Source organism: Brevibacillus brevis (assembly GCF_031583145.1).
Lineage (GTDB): Bacteria > Bacillota > Bacilli > Brevibacillales > Brevibacillaceae > Brevibacillus > Brevibacillus brevis_E.
Map to the genome: position 1 here is coordinate 2,977,896 of NZ_CP134050.1, position 23,619 is coordinate 3,001,514.

The following is a 23,619-nucleotide window of genomic DNA, read 5'->3' on the forward strand; positions in this document are numbered from 1 at the left end:
TGTCCATGATTACGCGTGAAGGGATTCAGCCGGATTTGTCCAAGATTGGCGAAAGGGTCCAGGATCGGGTTTTGTGCCAACTGATCGAAGCCGTAGCATACGAGGAAATCATTCTCCCCCGGGAGCTGCTGTTTCCAGGCGGCATGATGGGAGGACGGGTTGCGATTCCGGGAAAAACCAAGCTCGGAGAATCAGTCGACTACGTGTTTGAGGGCAAGCGGCAATTTACATTCGACCGGATTCGGGTGCGAAGAGGGACGGTAAGGCGCCGGGATTCTCGCGGCATGCAGACGGCAGCCACGCTGCCGCTGTTCGTCCAGGAAGTGCTGGGCCAAGTGCTGCCCGATGAGCGTCTGGCAATACTGCTGGATGAGCTGGAGCAGACGCTGGTGAAGGACATCCAGGCGCAAATGCACAGGGCTGCTGCTCCAGCGTCCCGCAACGAACCGACCTACGACGAGTGGGAAAGCCTTCTGGACGGACATCCCTACCATCCTTGCTACAAGTCGCGCATCGGTTTTCATTTGCGGGAAAACCAGCTGTACGGCCCGGAGTTCCAGGCGGATCTGCGGCCCATCTGGCTGGCGGTAGCGAAGACCGACAGTGTTCTTTCCTCTCTGGACGGCATCGATTATGTGGCGCTTGTCAAGGAGGAACTGGGGAGCGAGACCTTTGCGGCGTTTGCCGCCAGACTGCGCGAGAGAGGACTGGAGGAAGCGGACTACTGGCTGATGCCTGTCCACCCCTGGCAGTGGGAAAACGTCGTTCTTCCCGTTTTTCACTCGCAGCTGGCCGACCAGACGATCGTCATGCTCGGGACGGGAGAAGACGTGTACCGCGCCCAACAGTCCATTCGCAGCTGGGCCAATGCCACCGCTCCCGAAAAGTCGTATCTCAAGCTGGCACTCGGCATCACAAATACGTCGACCAAGCGGATGCTGGCCAAGCATACGGTGTTGAATGCGCCGCTCGTCACGAACTGGCTGCTCGCTCTGGCACAGGAGGACGAGACGATCCAAGAGCTCGGCGTTCAGTTCCTGGGCGAATTTGCCGGAATCACGTACGAGTATGAAAAGCTTCCTGCCGCCGCTCAGTTGCAGGCCTATGGAAGCCTCGGCGTCATCTGGAGGCAAAGCGTGCATCGCTTTGTAGATGCGGAGGAACAAGCACTCCCGTTTCACGCGCTCAGCCTGATGGTTCGGCAGGAGCCGGCGATCTCCCCATGGATCGGCAAGTATGGTCTGGAAGGGTGGACACGCCGACTGCTTGATGTGACGGTCACGCCTTTGATCCATATGCTGTATGCCCACGGGCTGGCTCTGGAATCCCATGCCCAAAACATCATCCTGATCCACCGAGACGGCTGGCCAGCGCGTGTGGCCCTCAAAGATTTTCACGATGGCGTACGGTTCTCCAAGGGACATCTGCCAAGGCCGGACGTTTGCCCCGACCTTCACAGGGAACCCGCCCATCATCGGGCAATCAACCGACATTCGTATATGCAGACCGACGATCTTCCAGCGGTCAAAGACTTTTTGCACAGTGCGTTTTTCTTCGTCTGCCTCGGCGAGCTGTCCATTTTTTTGGCGGAGTCTTACGGGCTGCCGGAAGAGGCGTTTTGGAAAATGGTTGCGGACGTCATCTATCGCTACCAGGAAGAACACCCGCAGTATCGGCAGGCCTACGACTGGTATGATTTGTTCTCGGAAACGATCATGGTCGAACAGCTAGCGCGAAGAAGAATGTGGAAGAATGCGGAAGTGGAGCCCAAGCCAGTGCCCAATCCGCTGTACCATTACCGAAGAAGGCGAGGAGGCGAAGCATGAGGATGAATGCGACAGGGAGCGATGCGGAAAGGCTCGTCATGGAGGATCTGGTCAATGCGCTGCTGGCGGAGCAGTTTTTCCTTGGGCTTCCAGATGCGGAGCTGTTGTCTCCGGAAGCGTGGCTGGCAACAGCTCCATGCCGTCCCGTGCTGCAAGCCCTGCGAGACTGCTTGGGAGCATCGTTGGATCAGGCTTACGTTTTCCATTGGAATTGCGGAGAGGAAGTAGAAGGAACGATTGTTTTTCCGTTGGAACCCGCAATCGTTCAGCCGTACCGTTTCAAGGCTGAGCTTGGACTGTATGAAGCGAGCCTGGATGAGCGCCATCACGTTATGCTCCAAAAGCTCGGACCGAAGGAGCTGATGGTGCGTTTGCGTGAGCGTTACGAGAGTCAGCCCGGCATCATCGATCCGGCCAGTCTCGAACAGTTTTTGCACATGCTGGAGGGGACGCTGCTGCAAACCTCTTGGTCGCTGGAAAACGAACTGCCCGAGCAGGTGCTTTCAGCTCCATCTTCCACCGCATTTTTGCAGGCGGAGAAGAAGGCCGCTTTCCGCGATCGCCCGTTTCACCCCGTATCCAAGGTCAAGCTGGGATGGGGGAAGGATGAGTGCCGCAGCTATACGGTGGAGTACGGCGGCCAGATTACTCTGCATTGGATGGCGGTGCATCGAGAGCGGTTGATTTGCGGCCAGCCCCAGGCTGCTGCTCCGATGACTCTGTTGCTTTCGGAAAAGGAACGCAACCCCATCCTTGAGGAAATGAACGAAAAAGGACTGGATCCGGAAAGCTTCGTTCTGCTTCCTGTCCATCCGTGGCAAATGGAGAACGTACTGCCTGGGCACCTGGCGAAGGAGATCAAAGAGGGGATTTGCATACCGCTGCGTGCGCAAGCCGGCGCATTCTCCGCCACCTCGTCGGTTCGCTCGTTGCTACCTGCCGACGCCGGCAGTCACCACGTCAAGCTGCCCCTGGGGATTCGCTCTTTGGGTGGGCTGCGCTACCTATCTGCGGTCAAGCTGATGAACGGCCAACGTGCGGAACAGCTGCTGAGGAAGGCCGTAGAAGGGGATGACGTACTGAACAAGCGACTGTTCTTGTGCGACGAGACGAACTGGTGGGCCTATTTGCCGGAGAACCGCGATTTGTTTGCAGACTCGCCGCGCCATCTGTCCGCGCTCGTTCGGCAGTATCCGGCTGCATGGATGGAAGACCCGAACATTCGCCTGGTACCGATGTCGGCTTTGGCTGTATGCGGGAGAGGCGAAGCCGGGCACTTGTTTGACGAATGGCTGGCGCTCATCGGGGAAAGGCGGAGCGAATCGGCGATTCATCAGCTGCTGCGCGAAGTCATCCAGCCGTTCTTTGACGTGTGCGTCCGCCTGTTCGCACGCGGGATGATGCCGGAGGTTCACGGGCAAAACGCGGTGCTGGTCTGGCGGGAAGGCAAGATCATCGGGCTGCTGCTGCGCGATCACGATTCGCTCCGGGTGCACGTTCCTTGGCTGCTGGGCAATGGTTTGGAGGATCCGAAGTACACCTTGCGTCCCGGAGTGCCAGAGTCGCTTTACCACCAGACGCCCGAGAGCCTGCTTTCCTTTTTCCAAATGCTCGGGATTCACGTGAACAGCTATGCGATCATCGAATGCTTGTCTCGCCACTACGGCCTCGGGGAAGACAAACTGTGGCAGACTTTGCAGGAATGCCTGGAGGCAGCCGTGAGTCAAGCGACTTTGGCAGAGGAAGTGCAAGCCGTTTTGCAGCAGGAGCTGTTTGGTAAAGCAACGTGGCCCTGGAAACAAATCATCCGGCCGCTCTTGAAGCATCATGCGAAGGTGCCCAGCAGCATGCCATATGGAAAAGGCGAAGCGCCGAATCCGTTTCATGCGAAAGCCCGCGTGTTTACCTAAGAGGACAGGGGAGGATGCCGCCATGTTTCATGTTCAACCGAGAGTGCAGGGAGTAACGCCGGAGCTGCTCGAGTTGTATCGTCAGATCAGTCCTTCGACGATTGGGCATTTGACTGATTTCGGCTTTCTGAAAGGTCTGCAGCCGTTGTTTCGACCGATCCGCCTGCTGGGAAACGCCGTCACCGTCCGAATCCCCCACATCGACTCGACGGCCATCCGCTACGCGCTCGAATTGGCTCAGCCAGGGGATGTCCTCGTGGTAGATATGTCAGGCGATGAGGAGCGAGCGTGCTGGGGGGAATTTCGGACCTATGCAGCCTTGCAGAAAAAGCTGGCGGGGGTGATCGTGTCCGGGTGCGTCGCCGATGTCCGCGTGATCGCAGGGCTGGGTTTTCCGGTCTACTCCAAGGGAATCAGTGCGCTCAATACCCGGGCGCTGGAGCTGCAAGGAGAAGTCAACACGCCCATCAGCGTCGGCGGGGTGAGCGTTCAGCCTGGCGATTTGATCGTGGGCGACGACGACGGTGTCTTTGTCGTACATCCTTCGCAAGCGGAGGAAATCGGGCGCCGGGCCATGGAAAAAGAACGCAGGGAAGCCGTGAAGCGGCAAGAGTATGGATATGCAGATCGGAACGGGGAGAGAGGGACGTGAACGAAGAGAAGAGAGAACACCCAATGCACGGTTTAGATCCGTTCACGCGGCTCGCTTCGTGCTTGTACCGCGTACTAGATATCCAGCACGAGACCGCTTGCCCTCTTGAATATCAACACGACAATTCGCACGATGGATGGCTGCTGATTCATGCAGCGGAAGGCCGGATTGCGGTGAACGGGCGGACGTATAGCCTGCGTCAGCCAACATTATTTTGGCTGACGCCGGGCGCAACCGTCCAGTTTTTCCTTCCCGCAGAGGACCAGGCTGCGTACGACCGCGTTCGTTTCCAAGCCTTTGAATCAGACGGCCACGGGGGTCTCGTCCCGGCACATCTGCCGAATTTGGAACCGATCTCTCCCGGGAATGTTGACTCTCTGGCCGAAAAGATCCGAGAAGCCAAGCAAATGCTGCAAAGGGGAGACGCGTGGGAAGCCATGCGAGCCAACATCCTCTTTCAGGAAATGATCCTTGGCCTCCTCCGTGAGCATGCTGCACCGCCAAAGCCTGACGCAAAGCGAGGGATCGCGCTGACCCTATCCTATATGGAAGAGCATTATCCCGCTGCGATCAGCCGGGAGCAGCTCGCTAGGTTGGCCGGACTGCAACCGGATTATTATTCACGGGCGTTCAAGAAGCTGGTCCGCCTGAGCCCGTTGGAGTACTTGACCGGCATCCGGATGAAGCACGCCAGACAGCTGCTTGTACAATCCAAGGGCGAGTCGCTGCGGACAATCGCGCACAAGGTGGGCTTTAGCGACGAGTTTTACTTTAGCCGCAGGTTCAAAGCCGAGACCGGACATTCGCCTGCCGCCTTCGTCAAAAAGATCCGGAGCGGCTGCAAAATTGCCGCGTTGAACCATCAGGCTACGGGCCATTTGCTGGCACTTGGGATCGAGCCGTATGCCGCCGTCGTGAACGGCGCTTTTCCACTCTCGGCCCGGCTGAAGCGCACCATCGCGATCGGAGATTCATTCCCCGACCTGGAAAAGCTGGTGAGGGCCCAACCGGACGTCATGGTCACCCGCATTCTGCCGGAGAGAGAACCGACGGCAAAGGAAAAGCTTTTGGAGCAGATTGCCCCGACGGTTGCCCTTTCCCAGGCAGACGACTGGAGAACGCACTTTCAGACGATCGCCAGCATTGTGGGAAAAGAAGAGAGAGCCCGGGAATGGCTGGAGCGTTACGACCATCAGGCGGCAGAGATTCGCCGGCAGCTCCAAAGGGTGATCGGCGATGAATCGATCCTGGTCGTCGGGATCGGGGTCGGGAAGATGTGCGTATACGGCATGCGAAACGTGGGAGCCGTGCTTTACGGAGACTTGGGAGTGCAAGTGCCGAAGGGAGTGGCAGAGATCGGACATTACCGGGAAGTGACGATGGCGGGGTTGACCGCGTTTGAAGCGGACCGGATTTTGGTTACGAGCTACAGGCATGATGGCAGCAAGCGCATGGACGAGGCTGTCGGAAAGGAAATCACAGCTTTGTCATCCTGCACGGAATGGCAAGGCTTGCAGGCGGTCCAAACCGGAAAGGTCTCCTTTTTGCATGACGCCCGGCATCTGTACACGAGCTACAACGCCCATTCCCATGACCTGCTCCTCCAAAAAATGGCCCAATTGCTGCTTCCTGCTTTTGCTGACCACAATCTGTTGACGAGGTGATAGTAGTGAGTCAAGCCAAGAGACAACTGCATCTGAACCTGTTTATTCTCAGTACCGGACACCATGAAGCATCGTGGCGCCATCCGGAAGCGTCGCCCCATCTCGCTACGAGCGTCGACTACTACCAAAAACTGGCGCAAACAGCAGAGCGGGGGAAAATGGACTCGGTCTTTCTTGCGGAAAAGTACCGGCTGACAAAAACGATCCAACACCGGGTCATTCCACAGATGGAAGCGTTCACGCTGCTGTCTGCCATAGCGGCCGTGACCGACCGGATCGGGCTGACGGCCACAGCATCGACTACGTACAACGAGCCGTACCACCTCGCCCGGAAGTTCGCTTCCCTGGACCACATCAGCGGAGGGCGAACGGGCTGGAACATCGTCACCTCGACAGGCGACGCGACGGCGCAAAACTTCAGCCGGGAGCGGCATCTGGAGCATCGGGAGCGCTACGACAAGGCCAGGGAATTCGTAGAAGTAGTCAAACGGCTGTGGGACAGCTGGTCCGAAGAAGCGCTGGTGATCGACAAGGAGTCGGGACTCTATGCGGACATCGAAAAAATTCGCCCCGCGGATTTCCACGGTAGCCATTTTTCCGTTCGCGGAGCCCTCAATATTCCGCGTTCCCCCCAGACTTATCCCGTTCTGGTGCAGGCAGGCTCCTCCGAGGACGGAAAAGAGTTTGCTGCCGAATTGGCAGAGGTGGTATTCACGGTCCAAAACACACGGGAAGACGCGATCGCCTTTCGCTCCGATGTGAAAAAGCGGATGAAAAAGTACGGTCGCAGCGAGGAACAAATGAAGATTTTGCCGGGCTTTATCCCGTATATCGGGGATACGGAAGCGGAGGCGAAGGAAAAGGAGCGGGAACTGAACGAGCTGAGCGTGTCGGCCTACGGCCTGCAATGCCTGTCGGACACGCTGCATACGGACTTGTCCGCTTACCCGTTGGACGGCCCCGTCCCTCTTGAGGCTTTGCCGGACATATCCCAGATCAAGGGCCAGCAAGCCCGCTTCCAGCTCTATGTCGATCTGGCACGGAGGGAAAGCTTGTCGATTCGGGAGTTGATCATTCGGACGGCAGGGGGACGAGGACACTTCACCTTTGCGGGTACGCCCGTACAAATTGCCGATGTGATGGAGAGCTGGCTGCTAAGCGGCGCGGCAGACGGCTTCAATCTGATGCCGCCGCTTTTGCCGATCGGTTTGGACGACTTCGTGAACAAGGTCATACCGGAGCTGCAAAATCGGGGGATATTCCGGACGGAGTACACAGGCCGTACGCTGCGCGAGCACTATGGGCTGACACGAGAGAGTCTGCACCAGAAGGTCTGAATTGTCCAAAAGAAAGTCGGTTTTCTCCATGTTCAAGTTGGAGTGTTCATCTCTATAATCAATAATGAGAATCAATATCATCCAAGAAGTTGAATGGGGGAAAACAGAGATGGATCAAAGAAAGATGTTCCCGTATGTCCTGGCGTTGATGCTTGCCCTTGTTTTCGCGCTCGCCGGGTGCGGGTCGGGAACGGAGAGTGCTTCCACTGCTCAGACTTCTACACCGCGATCTGCGGAAGCGCCGAAATCAGAGGCGCCGGGGCAGCAGGCGCCAGCGTCCGATGCGAAAGGCCAGGAGGTTCGCACTGTCAAACACGCGATGGGGACGACCGAAGTCAAAGGCACTCCAGTGCGGGTCGTGACACTGTATCAAGGGGCTACGGATGCCGCGCTGCTGCTCGGAGTCAAGCCGGTAGGCGCAGTCGAATCGTGGATCGAACAACCTTGGTACAACTACATACGGGACAAAATGGAGGGCGTCACCAATCTCGGCTCGGAGAATCAGCCGAATATCGAGGAGATCGTCGCACTCAAGCCGGATCTCATCATCGGCGCCAAAACCCGGCATGAAAAGATTTACGAACAGCTCTCGGCAATCGCACCCACGGTCATGGAGGAAGAAGTGCATCTGTGGAAAAACACGCTGCAGCTCTCTGCCGAAGCCTTGAACAAAAAAGAAGAGGAGCAAAAATTTCTCGCCGATTGGGGGAAACAGGTCGCCGATTTCAAACAAAAGATGGGTGACAAGCTGAATTTGAAGGCCGGGATTGTCGACTTCCGCCCCGACCACGCGCGCATCGTCTATACCGGCTTTTCCGCGCTCGTTCTGGACGAATTGGGGATCGCTCGCCCTGCGGCTCAAAAGGGGGAAGAGTGGGGAGTCAAGCTCACCTCCAAAGAAAACATCCCGCAGATGGAAGCGGATATCATCTTCGATCAGACAAGTACGACGAGGGATGACGGAAGGCTGGATTTGCGCAAGGAGTGGACCGGACATCCGTTGTGGAAAACCTTGACGGCTGTGAAAAACAATCGCGTCTACGAGGTAGACACGGCTGTGTGGAATAACGGATCAGGCCCGCTGGCCGCGCAAGAAATGCTGAAGGATTTGGTTGAGTTTTACGGTTTGAAATAGCGGGAGCCATTCATGAGGCTGTTGACCATCACCGGTGTCAACAGCCTCGGCTGGGTTTCCCGGCGTATCATTCGAATGCTTCGATAAAGGAGGGTGCTTGTGCGTCCGTTGTTTCACCAGACCTCGTGGAAAACAGCAGGGTTGGTGTTTGGTTTCCTGCTTCTGATCGTTTGCTTTCTGCTCAGCATCGCCCTCGGCTCGACGCCGATCGGCTTTCTGACGACGGTGGAGTCATTCATCCATTTCGATCCATCATCGACTGACCATGTCATCATCCTCACCACCAGACTTCCACGCGCCATCTTTGCCATGCTGATCGGGGCGAATCTGGCGGTAGCGGGGGCACTCATGCAGGCGTTGACGCGCAATCCGCTGGCCTCGCCGAGCATTTTCGGGATCAATGCAGGGGCCGTCTTCTTTGTTGTCTTGGCCCTGGCTTTCCTGCCGATCACCTCACTGGACCAGCTCGTCTGGGTTGCCTTTGCGGGGGCAGCCGTCGCCGCGATGGCCGTCTACTTCCTCGGTTCGCTGGGCAGGGACGGGTTGACTCCTGTCAAGGTCGTATTGGCCGGGGCAGCGATGTCGGCCTTGTTTTCTTCGTTTACCCAAGGCATGCTGGTGCTGGATGAAGCCGGCTTGCAGAGCGTCCTGTTCTGGCTGGCCGGGTCGATTGCGGGCAAAGCGACAGAAGGGATTGTTCCCGTGCTCCCATACATGCTGCTCGCCGGGGTCTGCGCGCAGGCGCTGGCTCAGCCAGTGAACATCCTCACGTCCGGAGAGGATGTAGCCAAAGGGTTGGGGCAGCGAACCTTCGCGGTGAAGGTACTCGTCGCCATCACCGTTGTTTTGCTTGCTGGCAGCTCGGTGGCCGTGGCGGGATCCATTGGCTTTGTCGGTCTCGTCATTCCGCATATTTCCCGCTTCTTCGTCGGAGTCGACTATCGCTGGATCATCCCTTATAGCGCGATACTCGGTGCCATATTGCTGCTGCTCGCGGACATCGCGGCGCGTTTTTTGATCATGCCGGGCGAAGTGCCGATCGGAGTGATGACGGCGGTGATCGGGGCGCCGTTCTTTGTCTGGATCGCACGGAACGGGTTTCACTCGAAAGGGGTCTCGTCATGAATCAACTGCTTACGTACCGTAGCAAAACAGGACTGGTTTCGTTCCTGGTGCAAAAGCGAACCGTCGTTGTGCTTGCTGCCCTGATCCTTTTCACCATTGTCTTCGTCATCTGGAGCATCGGGGTGGGCAACAAAGGAATCGCACCAATCGACGTGATCAAGGCGCTGGCAGGACGGGGGACTGCCGAGCACGCGATGGTGATCCATACCCTCCGGCTTCCGAGAATTCTGTTGGCGCTGTTGGTCGGAGCGGCTCTTGCTGTGTCCGGCTTGCTTTTGCAAGGGATGATCCGCAATCCGCTCGCGTCGCCGGATATCGTAGGAATCACAGGGGGAGCGACGATTGCCGCGGTTGCCTTTATTACGTATCTCGCCGGCACTGTCAGCATCCGCTGGCTTCCGGTTGCCGCCTTTTTGGGCGGTGCATTGGTGTCCTTCCTCATCTATGTGCTGGCCTGGAACAAAGGAGTCACCCCAACGCGGCTCGTCTTGATCGGTATCGGCTTTTCGGCGGCGACCGGTTCCTTGTCGATGTTCATGCTGATTCTCAGTCCGGCCCAAGCTGCGAGTCGCGCATACATCTGGCTTACGGGAAGCATTTACGGAGCCTCCTGGGAAAACGTGTATACGCTGCTTCCATGGGTGGCCGCATTCATTCCGCTCGCATTCGTCTTTGCCCGCAATGTCAACGTCCAGGAGCTCGGGGACGATCTCGCCAAAGGGTTGGGGGCATCCGTACAGCGGCATCGCTTTCTGCTGCTGCTGTTTAGCGTCGCGCTGGCTGGTTCGGCGGTAGCTGTCGCAGGGGCAGTGGGATTTGTCGGTCTGCTCGCACCGCATATTGCGAGAAAGCTGGTCGGCCGGTCCTTTGCCGCCCTGATCCCGGTGGCTGCGCTGGTCGGCAGCCTCATGCTCGTCATGGCTGATACGCTGGGCAGGACAGCGTTTCTGCCTCTTGATGTTCCCGCAGGCGTCTTTACGGCGGGAGTAGGCGCACCGTTTTTCATATATTTGCTGTATCGCAATCGGAATCGTTGAACATTTCCCCGTATCTCTTTCCTACCGAAATCTGCTATCATTTTCTTGGAACAAGACAACAGCAGATCGAGAAGATAGAAGGATGGATGAAACATGGCAGTGAACTTCTGCGTATCATGCGGTCATTCGATGGAGACCCGCATGATTGACGGTGTGGAGCGGAGAGCATGTCCGTCCTGCGGCAACGTCCATTGGGGAAATTACAGTGTCGGAGTGGGAGCGCTCGTATTCAAGGACCAGAAAATGCTGCTCGTACGAAGGGCGCAAGAACCGGGCAAGGGAAAGTGGACCAATCCGGGAGGGTACATCGAACAATTGGAGCCCATCGAGGAGACCGTCGCACGGGAAGTGTGGGAGGAGACGGGAGTCCGGGCGGAGGTCAGAAGCATCGTGGCGCTGCGGGATCAACCAAGAGCGGTTCACAACGTATACATCGCGTTCGAAATGGAATACATCGAGGGCGAGCCGAAGCCGGATGAGAGAGAAGTCGATCAAGCGGGATTTTTCTCCCTGGAGGAAATGCAGGACATGGACGTGGCCAGTTTTACCCGTTGGCTGATCGATGTCGCTCTCCATGCGAAAGAAGGAGGGCTTGCCATCGATCGGAAGGCGACGGGCCAGGGCAGTGGGGATGTCTATTTCAGGCTGTGACGTTGTCCTCTTTCATAATGAATAGGGAGGAATACATATGACAACCACTCCACATGAAATCGTCGTTCAGGAGGACGCGGTCCGCGGCGGCCATGTGAACAACGTCAAGTACTTGGAGTTTCTGGAGCGCGCCCGCCAGCCCTGGTACCAGGCTTTCGGACAGGTGGGCATCCGCTCGTTTATGGCCCATCTGAGCGCCTCGTACAAAAAAGAAGCGTTTCTCGGCGACCGTTTGCAGGTGCATACCGCTTTGATCCGTGTAGGAAATACGAGCTTCGTTCTCCAGCATACGATCGTCAACCAGAATGAAGAGCTCGTATTGGAAGCGGAGGCGACGCTCGTTTCCATCGATGCAAAAACCGGAGAAAAAATTCGCGTCCCGGATGAGATACGCCGGCTAGCGAGGTAAAAACGCAGATCAACCCCCGTGTGTTTCGGTAGAGCCCGACATGACACGGGGGCATTTGTATGTGCAGGGAGGACCGATGAACCATTGATGCAGCTGGGTGGGCTACGGAAGCAGGTTCTCTTCCCACGGTTGGCTTTCGTCTAAGCCCTCCGCTTTCGTCATGCGAATGAGACGGTATAAATAGGCGATACCCCGAATCTGGGATGCATTGACTTTATCGAGAAACGCGAGGATATTTGCGGCAAGCTCCTGGATTTGCGGGATATCGGTTTGTTCCGCTGCAGCTATGGATTGCTTGAGCTTCACGGTGGTCTCGGAATAGACGGCGCTTTGCAAGACTTGCAGCAACCGGATGACAAACAGATGAGGAGTTCGGTATCGCCTGTACTCATTCGCGGGATCTCGCTGCACGGCGAGAAGGCCAGCCTTTTCCCAGTAACGAATGGCGGACTTGGGAACTCCTGTGCGTGCGGCTGCTTCCCTGATCGTGAGCCACTCTTCTGCTTCAGAAGCCCCGTTGGCGCTCGCATACCGCTCCATTTCCCGGACCAGCTGTACCAGCTTCCCTTTTCCCTCGTACAACGACACTTCCTTTTCCTTGACGATCCACAACGCTTCATGCAGCTTGTCTTCGCGTAGTCGATGCAGCGCCTCGGTCGTCACTTCCATGCCAAAAGCCGGGGACATGGCTTGAATACATGCCAAGTAAGCCTCGTGTATCTCCGTAAACATCCGGTAGCCGTTTACCCCTCGCTCTGCGGGAGGGATCAATCCCTTGGCTTCGTAATTTCGCAGGGTGCTGGGGCTTATCATAAATTTCGCTGCGATTTTTTGCGGATAGCAAGTCAACGCTCCATCTTTCCCTTCCTGGTCATCCCATTATCAGTAAAGCTTACACTTGATTATAAGCTTTTGCAGAAATCTCGCCTAGTTTGTTCGCCAAAAAGCCGATAACCTTCCAATTGGCTTGCATGTTATACAATAAAGTGGCAGGTAAAAATTGGAGGTGCGTATTTGTGAAAGAACATTTCCCGACTTTCTCGCAAGACATGACCATCGAGGAAATTGGCGAAGCTGGTAACCGCTATATTGCTTTGCAATGGAGAGCGTTGTATGGGTCTATGCACAAACAACTGACGGCAGCCTTTCGCGAGATCGAGGACGCTGCCTACGGTCTCTATTTGGATCAGCTGATGCCTGTGCTGTTCGAGCGGCTGGAGGAAGCTGGCTTCGGCGTGATGGAAGAGACCGAGAAACATGACTTCGTGATCGGCAAATGCCTGGTTTTCCGAAACTCGCTGGAAAAATGGGGTGCGGAAGACAACCGATCCAGAGTGTTCTGGAATGTGATCCAAAATCCACAAGGCCAACCGCTCGGGACGCTGTTTACGGACATTCCCCACTCTCATCTGAAGTTCGATATTCCGTCGCCGCCGGTGCTGTACACATTGCGCGAGAGTGATCGGGAGCAGATCGTACAAGGAATTCGGCGTATCAAGGAATAATTGGTCACATAGGCTTACTGCGAACGGGCAACGTCTGGTAGACGATGTGTAGAAAGGTTGCCAATATTTGATTTGGCAGCCTTTTGCTTTCGGACTATATCCAAAAAAGGAAAAAGGGAAATCTTGTGAAATGGTTAAGAGGAAGAAACAAGCAGTCCAAAGCGAGAGGAGCAATTCCATGTTGAAAGACAGGAAAATAATCGTGACTGGCGCCGCTTCCGGAATCGGTAAAGAAATAGTCAAGCAGTGCTTACAGGAAGGCGCTTCCGTCATTGCCTGCGACATTCAGGAAGAGTCCATCCGCGAATTACAACGGTCAATGGATTCCCATCATGCGCTACATACCTATCGGCTAGATGTAAGCAAATATGAACAGGTCGCTGCCTTTTTTCAAGAGGTGGAAAGGGAGCATTCCGACATCGATGGTTTGGTGAATAATGCCGGCATTTATTTCGGAAAAAATATACTGGACTATCAAACCGCTGAAATCGATCAGGTCCTGGATGTGAATCTAAAGGGGTTTATTTATTTCTCCCAAAAATTCGGAAAGCATTTGCTCGAGAGCAAACGTAAAGGTGTGATCGTGAATATGTCATCGGTGTCAGGACTGGAAGGCAGTTCCGACGCCATTTATGGATTGTCAAAAGCCGCGATCCTGGGTTTGACGAAAAGCTGCGCGATCAATTTCTCCCCGTATATTCGCGTGAACGCAGTTGCTCCTACGATGGTGAAGACGCCCATGATGGAGATCATACCGGATTGGAGGAAACAGGAGTATGAAAGTCACCAGCTGATTGATACGCCGGTTTTACCCGAAGATGTCGCCGATACAGTTGTGTTCTTGCTGTCAGAGAAGTCGAAGCATTATACAGGGGCGACGTTCGATCTGAACAATGGAGGATATCTGAGGTAATTTTATGCTAGGTTCAACCCACTCCAAAAGCTGGAATTGCGAAAAGCAATGACCAACGGCTGTAGTGAGATGTAGGCTCTGCGCTGCAAAATCATGATCGTATTACTTGCAAAATGACTGGGAAAGAAAAGTGTCTGAGGATGACTCGCATTTGTGGGGCCATCTGCAGATGCTTTTTTTGTTCGAGATAGGGTACTGGGGGAAAGAGGATGACCTGCTCATACGGACATGGAGTTTCCCGTGAAATAAGCCGAGAACTAACGTTGACGTAAACGTTACCACTATGCTACCTTATACCTGATGAAGCACCAACAGTCGAAGGGAGCGATGTCATGAACATCTATAAAATCGAGGAAGTGGCAAAGGAATGCGGGTTGACGAAGCGCACCGTTCGCTATTACGAGGAAATCGGCTTGTTGTCTCCGCCAGAACGCAGCGAAGGGGGATACCGCCTCTATACAGACAAGCACGTGGAGATGCTGAAGAAAATCATCAGCGCGCGTGAGGTCCTCGGCTTTTCCTTGCCTGAACTTTTGGAATTCCTCAAGATGAGTGAAGAGTTCGACGCCCAGCGTACGGAAGCGAAGCAGACGGAAGACATCGCCTTGAAGCTGGAGAAAATTGCCGTGCTGGAGCAGACGCTGGGAAAACAGCTTCAGATGATCGACCAAAAGCTGGAGAAGCTCGCGATGTTTCGGACGGAATTGCTGGAATTGGAGCAACGCGTCCAGGCGGCTAAGGCGAAATACAATGCAATCCGGGAGTGAATCAGAAGATGGCGCATTCTTCAGAAAAAACGGCAATCCGTGATCATGCTGCCGATTTGCAGGAAGCGAGTCTGCTCAAGCAGCCTCGTTCGGTTTGGGCGGTTTTCTTTGCGGGCATCATCGCGTTTATGGGGATCGGATTGGTAGATCCGATCTTGCCGGCGATCGCGGAGAAGATGAATGCCACGCCGAGCGAGGTTAGCATGCTGTTTACCAGTTACAACGCCGTCATGGCCGTCGCCATGCTGTTCACAGGGACGATCGCTTCCCGCCTCGGTGTCAAAAAGACGCTTTTGACCGGAATTATCATTATTGCGTTATTCTCATTCCTGGGAGGTATTTCCAATCACATCTGGCTGCTTGGATCGCTGCGCGGAGGGTGGGTCTCGGGAACGCGCTCTTCGTCGCCACGGCACTGACCGCCATCGTGTCTTTGTCCAGAAGCGGTGTGACCAAAGCCATTATTTTATACGAGGCGGCCATCGGGCTCGGGATCTCGGTGGGACCGCTGCTGGGAGGCGAGCTCGGAGCGATTTCCTGGAGGGGCCCCTTCTTCGGGGTAGCGGCATTGATGGTGGTAGCGTTCATCGCGCTTACCATTCTGATGCCTGCGGAGGCAAAAGGCGCTGCATCGGTGAGGAAGAAGACGTCCCTGCTCGATCCGTTCCGCGCAATGAAGCATCGCTCCCTGGTCGTTTTCGGACTGACGGCGTGCCTGTACAACTTCGGTTTTTTCACCTTAATGGCTTACGCTCCGTTCGTGCTCGGCCTGGATGAACACGGTCTCGGATACGTCTTCCTCGGATGGGGGGTCCTGCTTGCCATCACATCGGTATTCATGGCGCCGAAGCTGCAGCAGAAATTCGGAACCGTCAAATCGATGTCGGCCATGCTGACCTTGTTTGGCCTGACGCTGCTTGCGATGGGCATCTGGACGAACACCCAGGCTGTTGTAATTGCGGCCGTCATCTTCTCCGGGGCATTGCTGGGTAACAACAATACCCTGATCACGACGGGTGTCATGAACGCTGCTCCGGTAGAACGTTCCACAGCGTCTGCCACTTACAGCTTCCTGCGGTTCATCGGAGGGGCGATCGCTCCGGTTATGGCGGGCAAATTGGCCGAGTGGTTCAATCCGCACGTCCCATTTATCGTAGGGGCAGGATTTGTACTGCTGTCCGTATTGTTCGTCACACTCAACAGCCGCTATGTCAAGCATGTGGACCAAGCCGGCTCCGGCCATTGAAAGCGGCCGCATCACCTAAACGAAATTTCAACCAAGACGAGAGCTCCGCGAATCTGCGGGGCTCTTTTGCTGATTGGACGAGATCAGAAAGGATGGGGAGGGGAATGGAAGAAACGGACATGTTATTTGACATGCAACCTTTTGGCTGCATATAATAGATTCCATGGACAAAGTATTCAAAGCTCTTGCCGATGCCAGCCGTAGACGTCTTTTGGACCAGCTCTTCCTGAAAAACGGACAGACACTGACCGAACTGTGCGACCATCTCGACATGAGCCGCCAATCCGTTACCAAGCATCTCGGAATTCTGGAGGAGGCCAATCTCATCGTCGTGGAATGGCAGGGGCGCAGCAAGCGGCATTATTTGAATGCGGCCCCCATCGGCGAAATTTACGACCGCTGGATCGGCAAGTTCGAGCGACACCGGGTTGCGGCCTTGCAGGAATTGAAAAGAACGCTTGAGGAGGAGAACAATGGCTGAGACGACTTTTGTGTACGTCACCTACATTGCGACTACACCGGAAAGACTTTGGGAAGCATTGACGAGCAGCGATTTTACAGAAAAGTACTTCTTCGGGAGCAAAATCGAGTCCGACTGGAAGGAAGGGTCGCGGATTACGTATTCGCGGGATGGAAAAGTGTCCGATTACGGAACAATTCAGAAGTGCGAGCCGTACCGCGTGCTTTCTTTTACGTGGACCTATGTCGGAGACAAAGCCATTCGCGATCAGCCGTCCCTGGTCACCTTTGAGCTGAAGCCATTGGAGGGGACGGTAAAGCTGACGCTTCGCCATGAAAATCTCGCACCGGAGGACATTGTGGACCGGGACGACACCTTCGAAGGATTGAACAACGGCTGGCCGGCCATTCTAAGCAACCTGAAGACACTGCTCGAAACGGGCAACACGCTTCCACCGGTAACGCTCTGATCCGCGTGGCTTGATACAGTACCGCGGAGCTGGGTAGCACAACAAGCTGGATTTATTGCAGAATGTGTCGGTTTTTCGCATGCTTCAAATGGGGCGAAGCGGCGCGAGATACCGTTCGGCGCAGCACCTTGATGACTCTCATCCTGCATGACAGGAGCTTGTTCCATCGGCCAATATCAACTCCTGTTCGAAGCAGCCGCAGCAAATGCGGCTGTTTTTCATTTCTTCCTCCATTTGGGGGAATTGCCACCCCTAAAATTGGTAATATTCTGACACCAGCAAAAATCATACACTTCTGGTAAAGAGCGTGAACCATTCGGGTAAAGGGGGAAGGAACATGGCATCTTTCCAGCAAACAGACGAAGGCGTGTCAACGACTTTTGATGCCGTCGTGGTAGGGGCTGGATTCTCGGGTTTGTACATGCTGCACCGGCTGCGGGAAGCGGGCTTTACCGTGCAGGTGTACGAAGCGGGAGAAGGCGTGGGAGGAGTATGGTACTGGAATCGCTATCCAGGGGCCAGGTGTGATTCCGAAAGCATCTATTACAATTACATGTTTTCTGAAGAGCTCTATCGGGAGTGGACCTGGTCTTCACGGTTCCCGGAGCAGCCGGAGATCCTTTCCTACCTCAATTTCGTGGCGGATAGGTTCGACCTGCGACGGGATATTCGCTTCCAGACTCGGGTCGTTTCCGCGTGCTTTGATGAAGAGAACAGCCGCTGGCAGATTGGGACGGATGATGGGGCCACGGTTTCCGCTACCTATTTGATTACAGCAGTCGGCTGTCTGTCCACCGCCAATGTTCCCACGTTCAAAGGTCTGGAGAGATTCCAGGGAAGGTGGTACCACACCGGTAACTGGCCGCACGAAAAAGTGGACTTTCGCGGGAAGCGGGTCGGCGTCGTCGGAACCGGCTCGAGCGGCATCCAATCGATCCCGGTGATTGCCGAGGAAGCAAGCCATCTCACCGTCTTTCAACGGACGCCTCAGTACAGCGCTCCTGCCCAAAATCACCTGCTGGAAGAGGAGGATATTCGAGAAGCGAAGGAACGCTTTCACGAGACGAAACAAAAGATGCGGGAATCTCCGACCGGTTTCCCAAGGGAGCGATCGGACCGTTCCGCATTGGAAGTCACCGAGGAAGAACGCCGGCGCGTCTACGAAGCCGCCTGGGAAAAAGGAGGACTGATCCTCTCCAGTACATTTAAAGACTTGACGATCAGCGCAGAGGCGAACGAAACGGTATGCGAATTCATCCGGGGCAAAATCAAGGAAACGGTCCGCGACGTAAAAGTGGCGGAGATGCTATTGCCGAGCTACTACTTCGCCACCAAACGACCGGTGCTGGACACTCATTATTTCGAGACGTACAACCGTGACAACGTGTCGCTGGTCGACGTGCGAAAGGAACCGATCGTCGAGATCACCCCCAAAGGGATCCGAACAGCGGAGACCGAATTCGAGCTCGACATCCTCGTATTTGCGACCGGGTACGAGGCGATGACGGGCTCGCTCCTCAAGCTGAATATCTCCGGAAGAGGCGGGGTGACGCTGCGAGAGAAGTGGGAGGACGGAGCCCGCCCCAAGACGTACCTGGGACTCGCCACCGCCGGCTTTCCCAATCTGTTCATGATCACGGGGCCGGAGAGTCCCTCCGTCCTAAGCAACATGCCAGTCTCCATCGAGCAGCACGTCGAATGGATCGGCGACTGCATCGAATACCTTCGCGAGCATGGACTGGACCGCATCGAAGCGAAGGAGGAGGCGGAAGAAGCCTGGAGCAGGCATTGCTGGGAGGTCGCCGATTCCACCTTGTTTACGAAAGCGCAGTCGTGGTACACGGGAGCGAATATTCATGACAAGCCGGTCGGCTTCCCCATCTATCTGGGCGGCGTCGGCCATTACCGAAACATTTGCACCGAGATCGCAGAAAAAGGGTACGAGGGCTTCGCCTTGCAATCCGCTGCGAAAAGCAGTCAAGCGCCGCTGTAAGAGTGACAAATTTCCCCTAATATGAAATGGGCTGGCTCCGCAAGACTGGAGACAGTCCTTTTTCTGTTCGGCCTCCTGAAAGCGCATTCAAGAATTTAGGAAAGGATCCCTTTGCGAAACAGTTCCGCTACCGCTTGCGCGCGATTGTGGGCCCCGAGCTTTTGGATCGCGGTTTTGACGTATTGCTTTACAGTCAGCTCGCTGATTTCCATGGCCTGCGCCATTTCCTTCAGGCTGGCTCCGTTTGCGACGCGTTGCATGACCTCCAGCTCCCGCCTGCTCAATTGAATGCTTCTTTCGGGAGGACCGCTCGTTTCCATGACCCGGCCTACCATTTTTCCAAACAGCGTACAGGAAGCCAGCAGGTCCTCGGTAACGGGGCGATTCTCAACAAACCGAGTGCTGACGATATAGCCGACGACCGTCGAACCGAAGAAGATCGGGGCGACCAGGAGGGAGTTCTGCGGCGTTGCGTATCTGCGATTCATCTCCTGCAAGTAGGTATGCTTGGAAATATAGCGGGCTTTTCTCTCGCGGATGGCCTGGTAAATGCCAGGAATGGAGCGAACGTCGTCCCGGATGCCGCGTATGTGGTCGATCCCTGTGACGTCCATCGAGATAATCCCTTCTGCGATGAAATCGAAAGGGGAGTATCGGAACAGAAGCGCGTTGGAAACGGGAAAAATGTCGATGAACGACTTCACGATCGATTCCAATTTCAGTTCGTGGGAGGAGAGTCCTTCCAGCCTGCGTACATGGATCTGCATCTCTGCCTGGGAGATCATCAGAAATCACCTCGTTCTCGCTTGTCCTCTTCTTTCCAGCAAGATCTGAATTCGGCCGGTACGATATTTCCGTTCGTTCGCGGAGCCCTCCCATCAGCGTATCTTCAGGCTCCGTTTCTTTCTGACCAAAGTCGAGATATTCACCCCGAGCTTGTCGGCACACTCCTGCAACGTACCGCTCTGCTGTAAAATGCGCTGGATGTACGCCCGCTCGAATTTTTCCACAGCGTCTTTCAGCGGCACGGCCTGGTCCGTTTCGGCGAGGTGGAGAGGCAGTGTCGCCTGTTTCGTCGTTCGAATGGGGGAGGGGAGTTGGTCAATGGCAATTCGTCCGTTTTCGCTCATGTGATATGCGCGTTCCACGACATTTTTCAGCTCGCGCGCGTTTCCCGGCCAATCATACTCCATGAGCGCTTCCAGTGCCTCCGGCTCCATGCGCATTTCCCGTTGGTACTTTTTCTCCAGCGAGCCGAGAAAGGTAAAGACCAAGGCGGATATGTCCTCGCGGCGCTCACGCAGGGGAGGAATCGTCAGGGCGAGCACATTGAGCCGATAATACAGATCCTGGCGAAATTGCTTTTTGGCAACCATAGCTTCCAGGTCGCTGTTGGTCGCAGCGATGATGCGCATATTGACGTCGCGCGACGATTTGGCCCCCAGCCTGCGGATTTTTCCATCCTGCAGGACATTTAGCAGCTTGACTTGCAGAGGGAAGGGCAGATCGCCCACCTCGTCGAGGAATATCGTGCCGCCGTCCGCTAATTCGAACAGACCTTCTTTCGCTTGGCTTGCTCCGGTAAACGCCCCTTTCTCGTACCCAAACAGCTCGGATTCGAGCAGGTGATCGGGTATGGCTCCGCAGTTGATCTTGACGAAGTCCCCGGTTCGCCCGCTTTTCGAATGGATATAGCTTGCCAGCACGTCCTTGCCGACACCGGATTCCCCCAGCAGCAGGACGGGGGAGTCGTTTTGAGCGAAGCGTTCCGCCAAAGAGACGATGCGAACCATGATTGTGCTGCGATAGACCAGCTGTCCTTCGACGTGCAGGTCGTGTTGCATCTGCTCCAGCGCCAGCTGATAGGCGGTGTTGACCTGGCGCGTCTCCTCGAGCTCCAGCTGCAGCTGGTTCAGCTCGGTGATATCCCGGACGTTTCCGACCACAAAGAGCAGCTCCTGATTCTCATCGAGCACTGGCGTGGCTGTATTGATGGCTTTCCTTCCGTTGGGGTAGTCGATGACGAGGCTGTGGGTCTGCTTCGTTGAGATCGCCTTTGCGGCAGAAGAGTCCGGTACCAGCTGCTTTTCTTTCTGTTCGACAAAGCTGTACCGGTTCAATACGTCTGCGGGTACGCCGGTAATTTGAAGATACGCCTCATTGTACAAGAGGACGTACCCGTTGCGGTCGCATATCGCCAGCCCGTCATGGGAGGTATGGAAAATGGTCGTGATCAGTTTGACGAGTTCCTCGTTGTCGCTCGCCTGATAAAAACGGGTTTGGTTCATGGGAGCCCCCTTTGTCCGCGGTTGAAATCAAAATAGTCAGAATTGATCATTCTTGCGCAAGATTGCCTATGCAAAAATGATCATAGAACCACAATTGCTGCGCAATTCGACATCGATTCCTTTGGCATGAAAATTGCTGATTTGAATTTTCGGAACGATTCGGAAAGAGAGGGATGTGTGAATGCTTCCATTATATCAGGTATTGACCCCGGAGGGTGAACTGGCGCAAGACATCCATGGATCGCTCGACGAAGCCACGATGATAAAAATGTATGAGAATATGGTGACTGTACGCATGTTTGACCGCAAGTCCATCAACCTGCAGCGGCAGGGGAGAATGGGCACCTATGCTCCGTTTGAAGGCCAGGAGGCTTCCCAGGTAGGAAGTGCGATGGCCCTCGCTCCCGGCGATTGGCTGTTCCCGACCTACCGCGATCACGCTGCGGCCATCGTGCACGGCCAATCCATGGCTCGCGTGTTTCTCTACTGGATGGGACATATGGAAGGGAGCCTCAGCCCAAAGGATCTGCACATCATGCCTCCGTGTGTGCCGATCGCGACACAGCTCGTCCATGCAGTCGGGACGGCCTGGGCGAGCAAGCTCAAGAACGAGCAACAGGTCAGTCTCGCTTACTTCGGCGATGGAGCGACTTCGGAAGGCGATTTTCACGAAGCGTTAAACTTCGCCGGCGTCTTTCAAACCCCCACGATCTTCTTCTGTCAAAACAATGGCTATGCCATCAGCGTACCTTTTTCGCAGCAGTCTGCTTCCAAGACAATTGCGCAGCGGGGGGCGGCTTATGACATTCCTGGAGTGAGGATCGATGGAAACGACATTTTTGCCGTTTGGATGACAATGAAGGAAGCGAAAGAACGTGCGTTGGCAGGAAAAGGGCCGACACTGATCGAGGCGATCACCTTCCGTTACGGTGCCCATACGACTGCTGACGATCCGAAAAAATACAGAGATCAGGAACAAGTGGCTGAGCAGTGGCGGCGGGAGCGCGATCCAATCGCACGGCTTCGGACGTATTTGGAAAGAAGCGGGCTCTGGAACGAGCAGAAGGAAAACGAGCTGACAGCAACAGCGGGAGCCAAAATCGATGCCGCGCTGGCCGAAGCGGAGAGCTACCCGAAATCCCGTCCGGAAGACATGTTCCAGCACGTCTACGCTGAACCGACGTGGATGGCATCGGAACAGAAAAACGAGCTCGTGCAGCCTGCCAAAAAGGAGGATATTCCTGCATGAAACGCAAACTGACGATGGTTCAGGCGATTACAGAGGCGATGGACCAGAAAATGGCGGAAGACTCCCGAATCATGCTGCTTGGTGAAGATGTGGGTATGAACGGTGGCGTGTTTCGGGCGACGGAAGATCTCCTGAACAAATACGGGGCGAATCGGGTGGTGGATACGCCGCTTTCGGAAGCGGGAATCATCGGCGCAGCCATTGGCCTGGCGATGAATGGGCTGATCCCGGTCGTGGAGATCCAGTTTTTGGCTTTCATCTATCCAGGCTTCGAGCAGATCGTCTCGCACGCTGCCCGCATGCGATACCGGACCCGCGGCCAATACCATGTGCCGCTCGTGATTCGTACGCCCTACGGGGCAGGCATCCGCGGGCCCGAGCTGCATTCGGAGAGCGTGGAGACGTTTTTTGCCCACGTACCCGGGTTGAAAGTGGTCGCCCCGAGCAACCCTTACGATGCGAAAGGTCTGCTGGTATCCGCGATGGAGGACCCGGATCCGGTCATTTTCTTGGAACCGACCAAGCTGTACCGGGCTTTCAAGGAAGAAGTGCCGGAGGAGTTGTACCGCGTGCCGATCGGGAAAGCCAAGGTCGTGCGCCAGGGAACCGACTTGTCCATTTTCGCCTGGGGGGCGATGCTCCGTGTGGCAGAAGACGCTGCGAAGCAAATGGAGCGTGAACAGGGAGTGAGCTGCGAGGTCATCGACCTTCGAACGATCTACCCGTTGGATCGCGATGCCATCGTGCAATCGGTAAAGAAGACGGGGCGTGCGCTCGTCGTGCACGAAGCCCACAAAACGGCAGGCATGGGGGCGGAGATCATCTCCATCATCAACGATGAAGCGCTGATTTACTTGAAGGCGCCCGTGAAGCGCGTCACCGGCTTTGACGTACCGGTTCCTCAATTCAGCATCGAGGACGATTACTTGCCGACCCCTGCCCGCGTCATGAACGGAATTATGGAAACGCTTACGTTTTAAAGG

General features: G+C 55.5%; 22 protein-coding genes and 1 pseudogene. 20 read left to right on the forward strand and 3 right to left on the reverse strand.

All coding sequences use genetic code 11. From position 1 onward, the window contains the following. Positions 1-5: 5 nt before the first annotated feature. From RGB73_RS14795 to RGB73_RS14840, 10 genes are all read left to right on the forward strand, one after another. Positions 6-1,826 carry an IucA/IucC family protein gene (locus RGB73_RS14795; RefSeq protein ID WP_310773823.1) on the forward strand — a complete coding sequence of 607 codons (1,821 nt, stop codon included), beginning with the start codon at positions 6-8 and terminating at the stop codon, positions 1,824-1,826. After that, positions 1,823-3,736, forward strand: a complete 1,914-nt coding sequence (locus tag RGB73_RS14800; protein WP_310773824.1) for an IucA/IucC family protein — start codon at positions 1,823-1,825, stop codon at positions 3,734-3,736. The genes RGB73_RS14795 and RGB73_RS14800 overlap by 4 nt, the downstream gene beginning before the upstream one ends. A gap of 22 nt (positions 3,737-3,758) precedes the next feature. Then, positions 3,759-4,388 carry an RraA family protein gene (locus RGB73_RS14805; protein WP_310773829.1) on the forward strand — a complete coding sequence of 210 codons (630 nt, stop codon included), beginning with the start codon at positions 3,759-3,761 and terminating at the stop codon, positions 4,386-4,388. Between the two features lie 23 nt (positions 4,389-4,411). Beyond that, entirely contained in the window at positions 4,412-6,052 is a 1,641-nt protein-coding gene (locus RGB73_RS14810; RefSeq protein ID WP_310773832.1) for a helix-turn-helix domain-containing protein, read from the forward strand. 5 nt (positions 6,053-6,057) lie between these two features. Beyond that, entirely contained in the window at positions 6,058-7,389 is a 1,332-nt protein-coding gene (locus tag RGB73_RS14815) for an LLM class flavin-dependent oxidoreductase (RefSeq protein WP_310773838.1), read from the forward strand. 109 nt (positions 7,390-7,498) lie between these two features. Next, positions 7,499-8,524, forward strand: a complete 1,026-nt coding sequence (locus RGB73_RS14820; protein WP_310773840.1) for an ABC transporter substrate-binding protein — start codon at positions 7,499-7,501, stop codon at positions 8,522-8,524. A 99-nt stretch (positions 8,525-8,623) separates the two neighbouring features. Continuing rightward, positions 8,624-9,649 (forward strand): FecCD family ABC transporter permease, encoded by a 1,026-nt coding sequence (locus RGB73_RS14825; RefSeq protein ID WP_310773842.1) that lies wholly within the window; start codon positions 8,624-8,626, stop codon positions 9,647-9,649. After that, positions 9,646-10,686, forward strand: coding sequence for a FecCD family ABC transporter permease (locus RGB73_RS14830; protein ID WP_310773843.1), 1,041 nt, complete (start codon positions 9,646-9,648; stop codon positions 10,684-10,686). The genes RGB73_RS14825 and RGB73_RS14830 overlap by 4 nt, the downstream gene beginning before the upstream one ends. Before the next feature lie 93 nt (positions 10,687-10,779). Beyond that, positions 10,780-11,337: an NUDIX domain-containing protein gene (locus tag RGB73_RS14835; protein WP_310773846.1), complete on the forward strand. Its 558-nt coding sequence runs from the start codon at positions 10,780-10,782 to the stop codon at positions 11,335-11,337. 37 nt (positions 11,338-11,374) lie between these two features. Then, positions 11,375-11,746, forward strand: coding sequence for an acyl-CoA thioesterase (locus RGB73_RS14840; protein ID WP_310773849.1), 372 nt, complete (start codon positions 11,375-11,377; stop codon positions 11,744-11,746). 102 nt (positions 11,747-11,848) lie between these two features. On the opposite strand, the gene RGB73_RS14845 is transcribed toward RGB73_RS14840, so the two are convergent. Next, positions 11,849-12,595, reverse strand: a complete 747-nt coding sequence (locus RGB73_RS14845) for a MerR family DNA-binding transcriptional regulator (protein ID WP_310773854.1) — start codon at positions 12,593-12,595, stop codon at positions 11,849-11,851. A 167-nt stretch (positions 12,596-12,762) separates the two neighbouring features. On the opposite strand from RGB73_RS14845, the gene RGB73_RS14850 reads away from it, so the two are divergent. The 8 genes and pseudogenes from RGB73_RS14850 (at position 12,763) to RGB73_RS14885 (ending at position 19,099) form a co-directional block, all read left to right on the forward strand. Next, a complete protein-coding gene (locus RGB73_RS14850; protein WP_310773857.1) occupies positions 12,763-13,251 on the forward strand; it encodes a DUF6022 family protein in 489 nt (162 codons plus the stop codon). Positions 13,252-13,429: 178 nt separating this feature from the next. Next, positions 13,430-14,164 (forward strand): SDR family NAD(P)-dependent oxidoreductase, encoded by a 735-nt coding sequence (locus RGB73_RS14855; RefSeq protein ID WP_310773859.1) that lies wholly within the window; start codon positions 13,430-13,432, stop codon positions 14,162-14,164. A gap of 332 nt (positions 14,165-14,496) precedes the next feature. Then, positions 14,497-14,931 carry a MerR family transcriptional regulator gene (locus tag RGB73_RS14860; RefSeq protein ID WP_310773862.1) on the forward strand — a complete coding sequence of 145 codons (435 nt, stop codon included), beginning with the start codon at positions 14,497-14,499 and terminating at the stop codon, positions 14,929-14,931. Between the two features lie 128 nt (positions 14,932-15,059). Further along, positions 15,060-15,709: pseudogene (locus tag RGB73_RS14865) on the forward strand (MFS transporter); the annotation flags it as partial. Then, positions 15,692-16,177: an MFS transporter gene (locus RGB73_RS14870; RefSeq protein WP_310774320.1), complete on the forward strand. Its 486-nt coding sequence runs from the start codon at positions 15,692-15,694 to the stop codon at positions 16,175-16,177. The pseudogene RGB73_RS14865 and the gene RGB73_RS14870, both read left to right, overlap by 18 nt. A gap of 163 nt (positions 16,178-16,340) precedes the next feature. Further along, entirely contained in the window at positions 16,341-16,658 is a 318-nt protein-coding gene (locus tag RGB73_RS14875; RefSeq protein WP_310773864.1) for an ArsR/SmtB family transcription factor, read from the forward strand. Then, positions 16,651-17,106, forward strand: coding sequence for an SRPBCC family protein (locus RGB73_RS14880; protein WP_310773866.1), 456 nt, complete (start codon positions 16,651-16,653; stop codon positions 17,104-17,106). Before RGB73_RS14875 ends, RGB73_RS14880 begins: the two co-directional genes overlap by 8 nt. Positions 17,107-17,443: 337 nt before the next feature. Further along, on the forward strand, positions 17,444-19,099 hold the full coding sequence (locus RGB73_RS14885) for a flavin-containing monooxygenase (RefSeq protein WP_310773868.1): 1,656 nt from the start codon (positions 17,444-17,446) through the stop codon (positions 19,097-19,099). 95 nt (positions 19,100-19,194) lie between these two features. On the opposite strand, the gene RGB73_RS14890 is transcribed toward RGB73_RS14885, so the two are convergent. After that, on the reverse strand, positions 19,195-19,884 hold the full coding sequence (locus tag RGB73_RS14890) for a helix-turn-helix transcriptional regulator (protein ID WP_310773870.1): 690 nt from the start codon (positions 19,882-19,884) through the stop codon (positions 19,195-19,197). A 93-nt stretch (positions 19,885-19,977) separates the two neighbouring features. Then, positions 19,978-21,387, reverse strand: a complete 1,410-nt coding sequence (locus tag RGB73_RS14895; protein WP_310773872.1) for a sigma-54 interaction domain-containing protein — start codon at positions 21,385-21,387, stop codon at positions 19,978-19,980. A 181-nt stretch (positions 21,388-21,568) separates the two neighbouring features. Here RGB73_RS14895 and pdhA point away from each other — a divergent pair, with 181 nt between their 5' ends. Then, positions 21,569-22,636 carry a pyruvate dehydrogenase (acetyl-transferring) E1 component subunit alpha gene (gene pdhA, locus RGB73_RS14900; protein ID WP_310773875.1) on the forward strand — a complete coding sequence of 356 codons (1,068 nt, stop codon included), beginning with the start codon at positions 21,569-21,571 and terminating at the stop codon, positions 22,634-22,636. Continuing rightward, positions 22,633-23,616 (forward strand): alpha-ketoacid dehydrogenase subunit beta, encoded by a 984-nt coding sequence (locus RGB73_RS14905; RefSeq protein ID WP_310773878.1) that lies wholly within the window; start codon positions 22,633-22,635, stop codon positions 23,614-23,616. The genes pdhA and RGB73_RS14905 overlap by 4 nt, the downstream gene beginning before the upstream one ends. Positions 23,617-23,619 lie beyond the last annotated feature (3 nt).